The 13,595-nt window shown below is 73.0% G+C and carries 8 protein-coding genes and 1 pseudogene; 3 read left to right on the plus strand and 6 right to left on the minus strand.

What is annotated here, in order from left to right:
* Window positions 1-21 precede the first annotated feature (21 nt).
* A complete protein-coding gene (locus tag QMZ92_RS19230; protein WP_283298602.1) occupies window positions 22-2,067 on the minus strand; it encodes a transglycosylase domain-containing protein in 2,046 nt (681 codons plus the stop codon).
* Window positions 2,068-2,428: 361 nt separating this feature from the next.
* Here QMZ92_RS19230 and QMZ92_RS19235 point away from each other — a divergent pair, with 361 nt between their 5' ends.
* On the plus strand, window positions 2,429-4,006 hold the full coding sequence (locus QMZ92_RS19235) for a glutamate synthase subunit beta (RefSeq protein WP_283298603.1): 1,578 nt from the start codon (window positions 2,429-2,431) through the stop codon (window positions 4,004-4,006).
* Window positions 4,007-4,111: 105 nt separating this feature from the next.
* Here QMZ92_RS19235 and QMZ92_RS19240 read toward each other — a convergent pair whose 3' ends face one another.
* Window positions 4,112-5,275: a 4-hydroxybenzoate 3-monooxygenase gene (locus QMZ92_RS19240; RefSeq protein WP_283298655.1), complete on the minus strand. Its 1,164-nt coding sequence runs from the start codon at window positions 5,273-5,275 to the stop codon at window positions 4,112-4,114.
* A gap of 358 nt (window positions 5,276-5,633) precedes the next feature.
* Between QMZ92_RS19240 and QMZ92_RS19245 the strand changes: the two genes are divergently transcribed.
* Both QMZ92_RS19245 and QMZ92_RS36425 read left to right on the plus strand, forming a co-directional pair.
* Complete coding sequence (locus tag QMZ92_RS19245; RefSeq protein ID WP_283298604.1) at window positions 5,634-6,995, plus strand: FAD-dependent oxidoreductase; 1,362 nt, start codon at window positions 5,634-5,636, stop codon at window positions 6,993-6,995.
* A gap of 40 nt (window positions 6,996-7,035) precedes the next feature.
* Window positions 7,036-7,170: pseudogene (locus tag QMZ92_RS36425) on the plus strand (TRIC cation channel family protein); the annotation flags it as partial.
* A 135-nt stretch (window positions 7,171-7,305) separates the two neighbouring features.
* Here the strand turns inward: QMZ92_RS36425 and QMZ92_RS19250 are convergent.
* The 4 genes from QMZ92_RS19250 to QMZ92_RS19265 form a co-directional block, all read right to left on the minus strand.
* Window positions 7,306-8,961 carry an MFS transporter gene (locus QMZ92_RS19250; RefSeq protein WP_283298605.1) on the minus strand — a complete coding sequence of 552 codons (1,656 nt, stop codon included), beginning with the start codon at window positions 8,959-8,961 and terminating at the stop codon, window positions 7,306-7,308.
* A gap of 705 nt (window positions 8,962-9,666) precedes the next feature.
* Window positions 9,667-11,076: an aldehyde dehydrogenase family protein gene (locus QMZ92_RS19255; RefSeq protein WP_502962091.1), complete on the minus strand. Its 1,410-nt coding sequence runs from the start codon at window positions 11,074-11,076 to the stop codon at window positions 9,667-9,669.
* On the minus strand, window positions 11,069-12,391 hold the full coding sequence (locus QMZ92_RS19260) for a flavin monoamine oxidase family protein (RefSeq protein ID WP_283298606.1): 1,323 nt from the start codon (window positions 12,389-12,391) through the stop codon (window positions 11,069-11,071). Before QMZ92_RS19260 ends, QMZ92_RS19255 begins: the two co-directional genes overlap by 8 nt.
* A gap of 67 nt (window positions 12,392-12,458) precedes the next feature.
* On the minus strand, window positions 12,459-13,595 hold the full coding sequence (locus tag QMZ92_RS19265) for an ABC transporter ATP-binding protein (protein WP_283298607.1): 1,137 nt from the start codon (window positions 13,593-13,595) through the stop codon (window positions 12,459-12,461).

Below are 13,595 nucleotides of genomic sequence, written 5' to 3' on the forward strand. Positions count from 1 at the left end.
CCCCGGCCGGACGGCGGCCCCCTACTCCGGCGACGGGGTCGTGGGGGGCGCCTCCGGGGCGGCGGCGGGCCGGGGCGGCGCGATCTTCCGCAAGGGGTCGGAGGTCATGTAGTCCGCCCAGATCCGGGCCGGGAAGACGCTGCCGCGCACCGTTCCCTCACCGCCGGTGCCGGCCATGGTGAGAAGCGCCTTCCCCGGCTGGGAACGGAACATCGTCACGGCCGTGGACAGATTCCCGGTGTATCCGGCGAACCATGCCGCGCGCTGGGTGTCGCTGCGCCCCGTGGCCGCCCCGGCGAACCGGCCGAGGACGCTGGTGGCGGGCGCCGCCGGGGTGCCGAACGCGGTGTCCTCCAGCACGGAGGTGACGTCGAGGGCGACTTCGGGGTTCATGACGCGGCGTGACGCGGGCCGTGCGAGGCCGGCGACCGGGTCGTCCCCGCGGAGCACCCTGGTGACGGAGTACGGCTCGTGCCGTACCCCTTCGCCGGCGAAGGTCGCGTACGAGCTCGCCACCCGGATGGCACTGGGCGAGGAGGTGCCGAGCGGGAACTCGCGGGAGCGGGGCGCCATGCTGCCCCGGAGCATGCCCGCCCCCACGGCCATGTCCTCGACCCGTGCCAGTCCGATGGCCGAACCGAGGCGTTCGAAGGTGGTGTTGATGCCGGCAGCCATCGCCTTGCGCAGGGTCAGGAGGCCGCGGGAGCCGTCCAGTGGGGACACGAACGCGCGGTCCTGCGGTACCGGCGAGAGACCCGCGGTCAGCCGGCCGGACTCGTCGAAGGCGCTCTCGGTGGTAACGGCCTGCACGGAGCCGTCGCCGGCCACGGCCCCGTGCTGGAGCGCGGCGGCGAGGACGAACGGCTTGAAGACCGAGCCCGCGGGCACCCCGGAGGTGTCGGCGTTGTTGGTGAAGTGCGAGGTGGCGTCGGGGCCACCGTAGAGGGCAATGATCGCGCCGTCGTCGGGCCGCACCGAGGCGGCGCCGACCTGCACATGGCGGTCCTCCGCACGGGCCTTCGGGTCGATGTTCCGCTTGAGTACGCCCTGGACGGAGCGTTCGAGCTGCTTGACGGCCGCCCGGTCGAACGTGGTGTGGATCCGGTAGCCACCGCGGTCCAGGTCGGCGTCGGTGAGGTTCGTCCGCTTCTTGACGTAGCGCTTGGCGATGTCGACGAGATAGCCGGTCTGTCCGCTCAGATTGGTCGACTTGGACTGGGGGCGGGGCGCCGGGAACACCTTGTACCGCGCCCGCTCCCCCGCGCTCATCATGCCCAGTTCGACCTGGCGGTCCAGGATCCAGGACCAGCGCTCCACGGCGCGCTTGTGCCGGCTCGCGCCCAGCGCCGGGTCGTAGTCGTTGCCGCCTTTCAACAGGGCGGCGAGGAAAGCTCCCTGACTTGGATTCAGTTTTTCGGCGCTGATGCCGTAGTACGCGTTGGAGGCGGCCTGGATCCCGTAGGCGCCGCGGCCGAACCAGCTGGTGTTCAGGTACCCCTGGAGGATGTCGTCCTTGGTCTTGCGGCTGTCGAGCTTCAGGGCGATGCAGAACTCCTGCACCTTGCGGGAGAGGGTCTGCTCCTGCGAGAGGTAGGTGTTCTTCACGTACTGCTGGGTGATGGTGGAGCCGCCCTGGGTCTCCTGGCCCCGTGCCATGTTCGCGACGGCTCGGGCGAGACCGGAGACCGAGACGCCGGAGTCCTCGTAGAAGCGGGCGTTCTCGGCCGCGATGGCGGCGTTGCGGACGGAGACGGGGATCCGCGACAGCGGCAGGTTCTGCCGGTTCACCGCGCCGACGCTCACCATCTGGGTGCCGTCGGACCAGTAGTAGACGTTGGCCTCCTGGCGCGCCGCCGCGTTCTCGCTCGGAATGTCGACGTAGGCGTAGACGGCGGCGAAGAGCGCCAGCAGCCCGACGACCACGGTCGAGAAGGCGCCCAGAAGCAGTCTCCAGGAGGGGATCCAGCGCCGGAAACCCCGTCTGCCGCGGCGCGGGTAGTCGATCCGGCGGCGGCTCGGCACGCTCCGCCGGAGGCGCGAGCGGGACTGCTGGGCTTCTTCGCTCATCTGCGGCTGCTCCTCGGTCGGGCCCCGCGCGCACGCCCCCGCGGCACGCGGTCTCTCCGAGCAATACGGTGTGCGCGGCCCCGGCGTTGCCTGGCGGCACTGTGAAGGACGGCACGCGGCGTGAGGGGAACCCCGGGGCCCGTTTCCGCCTCGCAGCGCTACCGGCGGGTCACTTCCAAGGGGAGCGGCAGCACCGCCGGCGCCCGAGCGGAGCGGCGTGGAGGTGCGGTACGCGTGGGGACGGTGGGGCGCAGCGCCATGCCGCGCCGGGCGCCACTCAAGCCATGACAAGCAGGGACGAACCAGGCGTAGGCTGGTCGGAACGTCGCGGTGCAGTGCGAGTGGACGACGGAGGCGGCGCATGACCGACCCACGCGGCTTCCTCAGGATCCCCCGGCGGCCCGTCCCGCCGCGCCCCGTCGAGGAGCGTCTGGACGACTGGCGGGAGGTCTACGCGGGGCAGGCGCTCCTCCCGCTCGTGTCCGAGCAGGCCCTTCGCTGCATGGACTGCGGCATCCCGTTCTGCCACAGCGGCTGCCCGCTGGGCAATCTCATCCCGGAGTGGAACGCGTACGCCTCGCGCGGCGACTGGCAGGCCGCGGCGGAACGGCTGCACGCGACGAACAACTTCCCCGAGTTCACCGGAAGGCTGTGCCCGGCGCCGTGCGAGGACGCGTGCGTCCTCGCGATCAACGCCGACCCGGTGACGATCAAGAACGTCGAGCAGACCATCGCCGACGAGGCGTGGGAGCGCGGGTACGCGCCGCCGCAGCCGCCGCAGCGGCTGAGCGGCCGGACCGTCGCCGTCGTCGGGTCCGGTCCGGCGGGACTGGCGGCGGCGCAGCAGCTGACCCGCACGGGCCACACCGTGGTCGTCTACGAGCGCGACGACCGGCTGGGCGGCCTGCTCCGCTACGGCATTCCCGAGTTCAAGATGGAGAAGAGCCATCTCGACCGCCGCATCGACCAGATGCGTGAGGAGGGGACCAAGTTCCGGACGGGCGTGGACGTCGGCGGTGAGCTGGACGCCGCCGAGCTCAGACGGCGCCATGACGCACTGATCGTCGCGGTGGGCGCCACGGAGCGGCGCGAGCTGCCCGTGCCGGGTCGCGAGCTGTACGGCATCCACCAGGCCATGGACTATCTGACGTACGCGAACCGCGTCCAGGAGGGGGACTACGCCGCTCCCCCGGTGACCGCCGAGGGCAAGCATGCCGTGATCATCGGGGGCGGGGACACCGGCTCCGACTGCCTCGGCACCGTCCTGCGCCAGGGCGCGCTCTCCGCGGTTCAGTTGGACATCAATCCGGAGCCCGGGGAGTCCAGGCCGCACGCGCAGCCGTGGCCCGTGACGCATCCGAAGGTGTACCGGATATCCCATGCCCATGCGGAGGCACGCGGCCGCGAGGGGATCGACCCCCGACTGTTCTCCTCGGCGACCCTTCACTTCGAAGGCGATACGGCGGGGCATGTGCGCCGGCTGTGCCTTACGGAGGTGGAGCCGGCGGCGAGGAGTCCGCTGCCGGGGACCGAACGGGTCCTGCCGGCGGAGCTGGTGCTGATCGCCCTGGGCTTCTCCGGGCCCGAGCAGGGCTCGGGCCTGATGGAGCAGCTGGGACTGACCGTGGACGGCCGGGGCAACTTCGCAAGGGGCGGTGACTTCGGCGCCCTGCCGGCACGTCCGTCGGACCGGGACACCGCTGGTGGACAGGACTCCCCGACCGGTGCGGACGCCTCGTCCGGACGGGCCGGGCGAGCGGGAGGGCGCCCGCGGACGGAGGGGGTGTTCATCGCCGGCGACGCGGGACGCGGGCAGTCACTGGTGGTCTGGGCCATCGCGGAGGGACGGGCGGCCGCGGCGGCGGCGGACCGCTATCTCACCGGCTCCACGGTGCTGCCGTCGCCGATCGCACCGTGGGACCGCCCCCTGGTCGCCTGAGCAGCGGCACCCGGGCCGGAGGGGCCGTCGGGCCGGGCCCGGGGCGCCCGTGGACCGGACGCGGCCGGTCCCCCAGGGGCGTCGGCACCGGCCCCGGGCGGCCGGTCAGCAGTCGATCTCCTTGCCGATGTACAGCTCGGCGAACGCGGCCGCGGCGGCGGGCGAGTCGAAGAGGCGCCTGAGGCGGGCGGTCGCGGTGCCCGCGCGGAACGGATCGCCCGAGGATGCGCCGTGCAGGACCTCCGAGAGCCACTGCGAGAACTCCTGGTACTGCCACACCCGCGGCAGGCACTCCGCCGAGTACGCGCGCAACCCGCGCGTGTCCCCCTCGGCGCAGTACGCGACGAGCGCGTCACCGAGCAGCAGCGCGTCGTACAGGGCCAGGTTCAACCCCTTCGCGGCGATCGGCGCGGCGAGATGCGCGGCGTCCCCGGCGAGATGGAGCCGACCGTACGACATGGGTTCCACGACGTAGTTGTGCATGTCGAGCACGCGCTTCTCGATGAGCCGGCCCTCGGTGAGCGGCGGCGCACCGGCGGCCGCGAGCCGGCGGCGCAGTTCGGACCACACACGTTCGTGCGGCCAGTTTGCGGGGTCGTCGCCCGGCGGGCACTCGAGGTAGTAGCGGGTGATCCGGGGGCTGCGGGCCATGTGAGCGGCAAAGCCGTCGGGGTGGACGCCGAAGACGACGCAGTCGCTGGAGGGCGGGGCTTCGGCGAGGAGGGCGAGCCAGCCGATGCCGTAGTCGTGCCTGGCCACGGTCGAGCGCTCCGGCGGCACGCTTCCGCGGCACACCCCTCGCGCACCGTCGCACCCGGCCACGGCGTCGCAGTCGACGCGCCGCCGCCGGCCGGTGTCCGGATCGGTGTACGTCACGGAGGGCCGGTCGGTGTCGAGACCGTGCAGCTGCACGTCGCGGACGGCGAACCGGATGTCGCCGCCCGTGTCGTCCGCGTATCTGCGCACGAGGTCGGCCACCAGCAGCTGCTGGGGGTACACGAAGTGACGGCTTCCCGCCAGTCGGCCGTACGGAAAGCGATGGCGTTCGCCGGCGAACCGGAACTCGAACTCGCCGTGCGCCTGAGCCCGTTCCAGCAGGCCGTCGGCGAGGCCGCGCCGCTCCAGGGCCCGCACCGCCCACTCCTCCAGGAATCCGGCCCGGGGCCGTCGCTCGATGAACGCGCGGCTCTCGGTCTCCAGCACGAGGCAGTCGACGGAGGCGGCTCGAAGGATGTTCGCGACGGTGAGCCCGGCGGGGCCCGCCCCCACGACGACGACACGGGTGCGGTGCGGGGCGGGCTCCGGGGAGGAGGCGGGGGATGTCGTGGGGGCGGGGCGCGGCGCGGGGGCAGCGGTGGGTGAATGCGGGGGAGCGGCCGGTGACGTGGTGGGGGCGGTGTCGGAAGTCACCAGGCCATTGTGACTGTGACCAGTCAAAACGCCGGGACGGCACGGGACACCGGCCGGGCGATCCCTGCCGGGAAGGGCGCGCACTCATCAACATCGACTTTGGGATCTCATAAGCCCGACTTATGGGGTCATAAATTAGGGCCCCCTTACCTGACCTGGTCGTCCGGGTGAGAGAGTGATCGGCGAGACCGTCGTTGCCGTTCGAAGGGAAACCGTCATGCCTCGCCCCCTGCGGGTCGCTGTCGTCGGAGCCGGACCCGCGGGGATCTACGCCGCCGACGCCCTGCTGAAGTCCGAGGCCGCCACGGACCCCGGTGTGTCCATCGACCTCTTCGAGCGGCTGCCGGCCCCCTTCGGGCTGATCAGGTATGGCGTGGCACCCGACCACCCGCGGATCAAGGGCATCATCACCGCCCTCCACCAGGTGCTCGACAAGCCGCAGATCCGGGTGTTCGGCAACGTCGACTACCCGGGTGACATCGGCCTCGACGACCTCCGCGCCTTCTACGACGCGGTCGTCTTCTCCACGGGTGCCAACGCCGACCGGGCGCTCGACATACCCGGCATCGGCCTCGAGGGCTCCTACGGCGCGGCCGACTTCGTGTCCTGGTACGACGGCCACCCGGACGTGGCGCGCAGCTGGCCGCTGGAGGCGGAGAAGGTGGCGGTGCTCGGCGTCGGCAACGTCGCGCTCGACGTGGCACGCGTCCTCGCCAAGACCGCCGACGAACTGCTGCCCACGGAGATCCCGCCGAACGTGTACGACGGGTTGGCCGGGAACAGGGCCCGCGAAGTGCACGTGTTCGGGCGCCGCGGCCCCGCGCAGGCGAAGTTCAGCCCCATGGAACTGCGCGAACTCGACCACTCCCCCAGCATCGAGGTCATCGTCAACCCCGAGGACATCGACTACGACGAGGGCTCCATCGCCACGCGCCGCGCCAACAAGCAGGCGGACATGGTCGCGAAGACGCTGGAGAACTGGGCGATCCGGGACGTCGGCGACCGGCCGCACAAGCTGTTCCTCCACTTCTTCGAGTCCCCGGTCGAGGTCGTGGGCGAGGACGGCAGGGTGACGGGGCTGCGCACCGAGCGGACGGCGCTCGACGGCAGCGGGAACGTCACCGGCACGGGCGAGTTCCACGACTGGGACGTCCAGGCGGTGTACCGCGCGGTCGGCTACCTCTCCGAGGAGGTCGCCAAGCTGCCCTTCGACCTGGGCAGCGGCACGGTGCCGCACGAGGCGGGCCGGGTCGTCGAGGCCGGGAAGCACCGGCGGTCGACGTACGTCACCGGCTGGATCAAGCGCGGGCCCGTCGGCCTCATCGGCCACACCAAGGGCGACGCCAACGAGACGGTCGCGAGCCTCCTCGACGACCACGCCAACGACCGTCTGCACACGCCGTCGGCGCCGGACCCCGAGGCGGTCGTCGCCTTCCTCGAGGACCGGAACGTCCGGTACACCACGTGGGACGGCTGGTACCGGCTGGACGAGGCCGAGCGCGCGCTGGGCGAGCCCCAGGGCCGCGAGCGGGTGAAGATCGTCGACCGCGAGGGGATGCTCCGCGCGAGCGGCGCCTGACGGACGGGGCGTACGGCCCGGTGCCCCACCGGTCAACCGCATCGGCGGAGCGGTCCGGGTCGCGGACGCCGCCGGGCTCGGGCCGTTCGGCGTCTCCGGCACGGTCGAGGCCGCGGTGTGGGGCATCGAGCCGTTCCACGCCGCCGACATCGGGGTCGCGACGGCCGCGGGCGGAGGCGTGCGCCGAGGGACCTGCCCGCCGTGGAGGTCCCCTCGCTGCTGCGCCGCGACCCCGGGATGTGGGCACTGCCCTCCGTGCTCGGCGCAGGGACGACGGCCGTCCTGCTGCAGTTCGGCCTGCTCGGACCGATCAGCAGCGCCGCCGCCGTGCCCGCCGCCTTCGTTCTCCGGCTGCCGGCCCTGCGCTACGGCTGGAGAGGCCCGCTCGCCCGGAGGAGCGAGTGGCCGGCGCCGGCCCGTCCGGAGGCGCGGTGCTTCGGCCGAGGCCGCCCACCAGGGCGAGCAGGACTGCGCTGACCAGAATCAGACCTCCCAGCGTCAGCAGGCTGACCTCGAGCGCGGTCACGAACGCCCTGTCGGCGGCCGCCCCGACCCGCTCGTGCGCGGCGCCGGGAAGCCGGGCGAGCAGTTCCTGCCGCTCCTCCTCGCGCGAGAGGACGGTGTCCAGGGCGCGCTGCTCCCGCGGGGTGAAGTCGTCTCCGTCACCGGCGGCTGAGGCCAGCAGGCCGTTGCGCTCGTCCCACTCGGCCGTGGTGAACAGCGCGTTCACCAGGGCCAGTCCGACAGCCGCGCCGATCTGACGGCTCTGCACGGACAGGCTCGCGGCCACGCCTCGCGCCGAGCCGGGCACGGATGCCATGATCAGGGCGGTCGCCGCCGGGTAGACCAGCGGCGGCGCGAGACCGAACACCAGCAGGGCCGGGACGAGCAGGACGCCGTGGCGTTTCGCCACCCCGTAGGTCAGCCACAGCAGGCAGCAGCCGAGCACCGCCAGACCCGTGAGGATGAGCCGTCGACCGTACCCCTGGTCGGTGAGCCGTCCGACGAGCGGAGACAGCACGACCGTGCCGACGCTGGACGCCGCGAGGAGCAGACCCGTGCGCAGGGCGCCGAGATCCAGCACGTGCTGCAGATAGAGCGTCACATAGACGGCGACGGCGAGCGAGGTGCACTGCACCAGGGCCAGGGAGGCCATCGGGACGGAAACCGTCGGCGAACGCAGCGGGCGCAGGTCCAGCAGCGGTTCGGCGGTCCGCAGCTCCACCGCCACGAAGAGGGCGAGCAGCACGGCGCCCGTGACGAGCGGCAGCAGGGTGCCCGGCGCGGCGAAGCCCAGATCGGAGGAACGCTCGCAGGCGAGGACGACGAGGGTGAGACCGGCGGCGATGAGCACCGCGCCCGGGACGTCCATGGACGTCCCGGCCGGCCCCCGGCTCTCCACGAGATGCCTGCTGGCCGTGACGACGACCATCGCGCTCAGTGGGACGCAGGCGGCGAACGCCCAACGCCAGCTGCCGAACTCCACGAGCAGCGCGATGCCCAGGGGTACGGCCACGCCGAAGAAGCTGGTGAAGGCCGTCTGCACCCCGATGGCCCAGCCGTGCCGCCGCTCGGGCAGCGCGGCGGTCAGATTGGCGAGCGCGAGCGGCACGGCCAGGGCGACACCGAGTCCCTGCACACCGCGTGCCGCCACCAGCACGAGCCCGCCGGGCGCGGCCGCGCACAGCGCCGAGCCGATCCCGAAGCAGACCATGCCCAGCAGGAACACTCGGCGCCGCCCCAGCACATCGCCGAGCCGCCCGCTGATCAGGGCTACGGCGCACAGCGGGAGCAGGGCGGCGACGACGACCCAGTGCAGGGTGGAACCGTCCAGCCCGAAGTCCCGCTGGATCCGGGGCAGGGCGACGATGACGCTCGTCAGGCTGGAGAACAGCAGCACGCTCGCGGTGACGGTGGCGATCATCGCGGCGCGCTGCTGCGGCGTCAGTTCCCTGAGGGTGCCCACCCGGACCACTGTTCCGCGTCGGTGCGGGGACGGCATCCGGCCCCGGGCCGCAGGAGTGGCGCACGAGGACGGAGGGCGCCGCCGGGGGGTGCGCAGGCGCTCAGCCCGGCGATGAGCTCCTCGTGCTCCCGCCGATGCATCAGGACGAACCGCGCCTGGACGAGGCCGAACCGGCCGGGGCCGACCGCCGGGCCGGTGACGTCGGCCTCCAGCGCGGTGAGCCCCGGGGTCGGCCGGGCCGCGAGGAAGCGGACGCCCGGCCCACGGCGAGTACCGGCCGCGCTCCCGACCGGTGCGGCGACCGCGCACCGCGGTTCCCGTACCGGCCCCGCTGTCGAGGCAGTGCCGGTCCGGCCCTGCGTCGCTGGCCGTCAGACGGGCCGGGGTCGTCTCGCCGTACGCGAGGGCGCCCTGGTCGATCCGGTCGTCCTCACCCGTCTCCCCGGGAGGGACGACCTCCTCGCCGTAGCGGCCATCGTCGTGCGCGTCGCGGCGGGCGACACCGCCGTGCCCGGGGCGCGTCACGGCAGGACGGCGAGAGCCGTGGTGTCGGTCGCGGTCATGGAGGGGGGCCTGCACGTCGTGCGGGGGGACGGCTCGGGGGCGGCCGTGTCGCGTGCCCGGAGGCGTCCTCCCGGCCGTCCCCGCCGTCCGGCCGAGGGGCGCCGCGTACGGGGCCAGCCGGCCCACGCGCCGTCCCACGGGTCACAGCATCACGTGCTTGACCTGCGTGTAGTCGAGCAGACCGGCCAGGGACAGATCGCTGCCGTAGCCCGAGTGCTTGACGCCGCCGTGCGGCATCTCCGACACGGTGGTCCCGTGGGTGTTGACCCAGACGATCCCGGTGTGGAGCGCGCGGGTCGCGCGCATGGCCCGGTCGTGGTCCGTGGTCCAGACACCGGCGGCGAGCCCCAGCCGCACACCGTTGGCGAGCCGGAACGCCTCGGCCTCGTCGGTGAAGCGCTGCACCGTGACGACCGGACCGAACACCTCCTCCTGGACGATCTCGTCGTCCTGGTGGACACCGGTGACGACGGTGGCCTCGTGGTAGTAGCCGGGCCGCAGGGCGCGTGAGCCGCCGGTGACGATCTCCGCACGGGCCGGGAGACGCTCCAGCAGCCCTTCGACCGAGGCGAGTTGGGCGGCGCTGTTGAGGGGGCCGAAGTCGGCCGCCGGGCGCTGCTTCTCCGCCTGCGCCGCGAACGCGGCGAGGAAGGCGTCGTGGACGGCGGTGTGCACCAGGACGCGGGTGGGGGCCGTGCAGTCCTGGCCCGCGTTGTAGTAGGCGACGGCGGCGAGTTCGGCGGCGGTGGTCTCGATGTCGGCGTCGTCGTGGACGATGACGGGGGCGTTGCCGCCGAGTTCCAGATGGACGCGTTTGAGGTCGGCCGCCGCGACGGCGGCGATCTCCCGCCCGGCGCGGACGCTGCCGGTGACGGCGACCAGTCGGACGGCGGACTGCTGGACGAGCGCGCGGCCGGTGTCGCGGTCGCCGCAGACGACGTTGAGGACTCCGGGCGGCAGGTGTTCGGCGGCGAGCCGGGCGAGGAGGGCGGACGACGAAGGGGTGGTGTCGGCGGGTTTGAGGACCGTGGTGTTCCCGGCGGCGATCGCGGGGGCGATCTTCCACACGGCCATCATCAGCGGGTAGTTCCACGGTGTGATCTGGGCGCAGACGCCGACCGGTTCGCGCCGGAGCAGGGAGGTCCGCCCCTCGGTGTACTCGCCGGCGGCGGCTCCCGGCAGGTTCCGGGCGGCGCCCGCGAAGTAGCGCACGGTGTCGACGGCGGCGGGCAGTTCATCGGCTCGGAAGAGGGCCGCGGGTTTGCCGGTGTCCGCGGTCTCGGCGGCCACGAGTGCGTCCGTGTGTTCCTCCATGGCGTCGGCGATGCGCAGCAGGGCGCGCTGCCGTTCGGCCGGGGTGGTCAGGGACCAGCGGTCGAACGCGGCCGCCGCGGCGGCGCAGGCGGCGTCGGTGTCGGCCGCGCCGGACAGCGGTGCGGTGCCCCTGGCCAGACCGCTGGTCGGGTCGACCAGTTGCGTCGTCGCACCGCAGGCGGCGGGGACGTCCGCTCCCCCGATGTGGTTGAGGACGGTCACGGGTTCGTCAGCCACGGCGCAGTGCCTCCTTCGCCGCTGCGCGGCCGGTGCGCACCGCGCCTTCCATGTAGCCGGCGACCCACTGGTCGGATCCGCAGACGTAGAAGGGCGGTTCGTGGGTGCCGTGCCGGGGGCCGACGGCCATCACGTCACCGGGGACCCACTGGGTGACGTATCCCCGGGTCCAGGGATCGGTGCCCCACATCCGCACGTGGGTGCTCAGCGGGGCGTGGGCCTCCTCGCCGTAGAGGCGGGCGATGTCGGCGAGCAGTTCCCGGGTGCGCAGGGCGCCGGGTATGCCGAGGAGCACGCCGTACCGTTCGGGGGGTACGAGGGCGGAGAGGACGCCCTCGTTCTGCGGCCAGGTGGAGCCGAGTACGCCTTCGCACTCGGAGAGCCCGTTGAGGTCGCCGTCGCGCCAGAAGGGCTTGTCGTAGGCGGCGATGAACTTGGCGGCGACGGCCTGGCGCTGCCGGTGCAGTGAGGCGAGTCGTTCGTCGGAGACGCCGCTGACGGCGACCGCGCGCAGCGGGCCCACGGGGAGGGCGCTGACGACGGCGCCCGCGGTGAGCGTCTCGCCGCCGGCGAGCCGTACGGAGCAGCCGCCGGGGCGTACGGCGAGCTGGTCCACGGGGGCCCCGGTACGGACACGGGGGCCGAGGTCCCGCGCCATGCGGAGGGCGACGGTGGCGGAGCCCTCCGCGATCCGCAGTCCTTCCCAGTCCTCGTAGTCGTAGTGTTCGCCTGCGTCGCCGCCCGGGACGGCGGCGTGCTTGCGCAGGGCCGACAGCAGCGAGGTCCGTTCGTACGAGCCGCTCGCGAGGGCGAGTTGCCCGATCTCCCACAGCCGGACGACGGCCGGACCCGCCCCTTCGGAACGGAGCCAGTCGGCGACCGACAGCGCGTCGAGGGCGCCGGCCTCGGGGTGGGACCAGGGGTCGTCCGGATCGACGCCCTCGGCGAGGGCGGTGAAGGCGGCGGTGACCCGCCGGTGGCAGGCGTCGTCGCCGGCCCCGAACCAGTGGGGTGGGTCTCCCGCGGAGACGCCCTCCGGGGTGGCCCTGGCCATGCGGCCGGGTTCGGCGACATAGCTGGGGACCAGGGTCAGTCCGAGTTCCGCGGCGAGTTCGCGGTAGGCGGTGTGCGCGCGGCCGACGACCTCTCCGCCCAGCTGGACGATCCGGCCGTCGGGGAGCGTGGTCTGCTCGACGCGTCCGCCGACGCGGTCCCGGGCCTCAAGGACGAGCACGTCGGCGCCGCCGGCCGCCAGGTCCCGTGCGGCGGCGAGGCCGGCGAGTCCGGCGCCGAGCACGATGACGTCGTGGTTCATGGGCGTTGGTTCCTTCGCTGGATGGGGCGCCGGCCGCTGCCGGAGGGCGCGGCAGGGGCGGCTGGGGTCAGTCCAGGACGAGGCAGTGTTCGGGCTTCCAGCCGAACTCGACGCGTTCTCCGCCGGTCCAGCGGTCCTCCATGCGGGAGCGGGCGGTGTTCTGCTCCAGTACGGAGAGCGTGATGCCGGGGACGAGCTCGATGAGGTAGGTGGTGGTGGCGCCCGAGTAGACGGTCTCGCGGATGACGCCGGAGGCCAGGGCCATGCCCGGTTCGAAGTCGGACAGCCAGATCTTCTCGGGGCGGATGGAGAGGTTGACGCGGCTGCCGTCGGCGATGCCGGCCCGGGTTCCGACGGGCAGCGCGGGTCCGTCGTCGACGACGATCTCGCCGGCGCGATAGGTGCCCGGGACCAGGTTGGAGGTGCCCATGAAGGACGCGACGAAGCTGCCGGCCGGGCGCTCGTAGACGTCCTCGGGGGTTCCGCACTGTTCGACGTGTCCCTCGTTCATCACCGCGACCCGGTCGGACATGGTCAGCGCCTCGTCCTGGTCATGGGTGACGAAGACGAAGGTGATGCCGACCTCGCGCTGGATCTGTTTGAGTTCGACCTGCATCCGGCGGCGGAGCTTGAGGTCGAGGGCCGCGAGGGGCTCGTCGAGGAGCAGCACCTGCGGTCGGTTGACCAGGGCTCGGGCGAGTGCGACGCGCTGGCGCTGGCCGCCGGAGAGCGTCCGGGGTTTGCGGTCGCCGAGACCGCCGAGCTGGACCCGCTCCAGCATGGTGCCGACCCGCTCCCGGATCTCGGCGCGTGCGACGCCCTTGCGCTTGAGGCCGAAGGCCACGTTGTCCGCGACCGAGAGATGGTCGAACAGGGCGTAGCTCTGGAAGACGGTGTTGACGTCGCGCTTGTTCGGCGGAAGGGCGGTGACGTCCTCTCCGCCGAGCAGGACGGTGCCGTCGGTGGGGTCGGTGAAGCCGCCGATCATCCGGAGCGTCGTGGTCTTGCCGCAGCCGGAGGGGCCGAGGAGCGAGAAGAACTCGCCGGGGGCGATGTCCAGGGAGAGCTCGTGCACGGCGTAGGAGTCGCCGTAGCTCTTGCTGATCCCCTCGAGCCGGACGGCGGGTGCGGGGTCCCCCGTCGGCGCGGTGGTGGAGGTGGGGGTGGTGGGGGTGGTGGGCTTCGAGGAGGCGGTGGGCGTCAC

The sequence above is a fragment of the Streptomyces sp. HNM0645 genome (assembly GCF_030056615.1).
Lineage (GTDB): Bacteria > Actinomycetota > Actinomycetes > Streptomycetales > Streptomycetaceae > Streptomyces > Streptomyces marianii.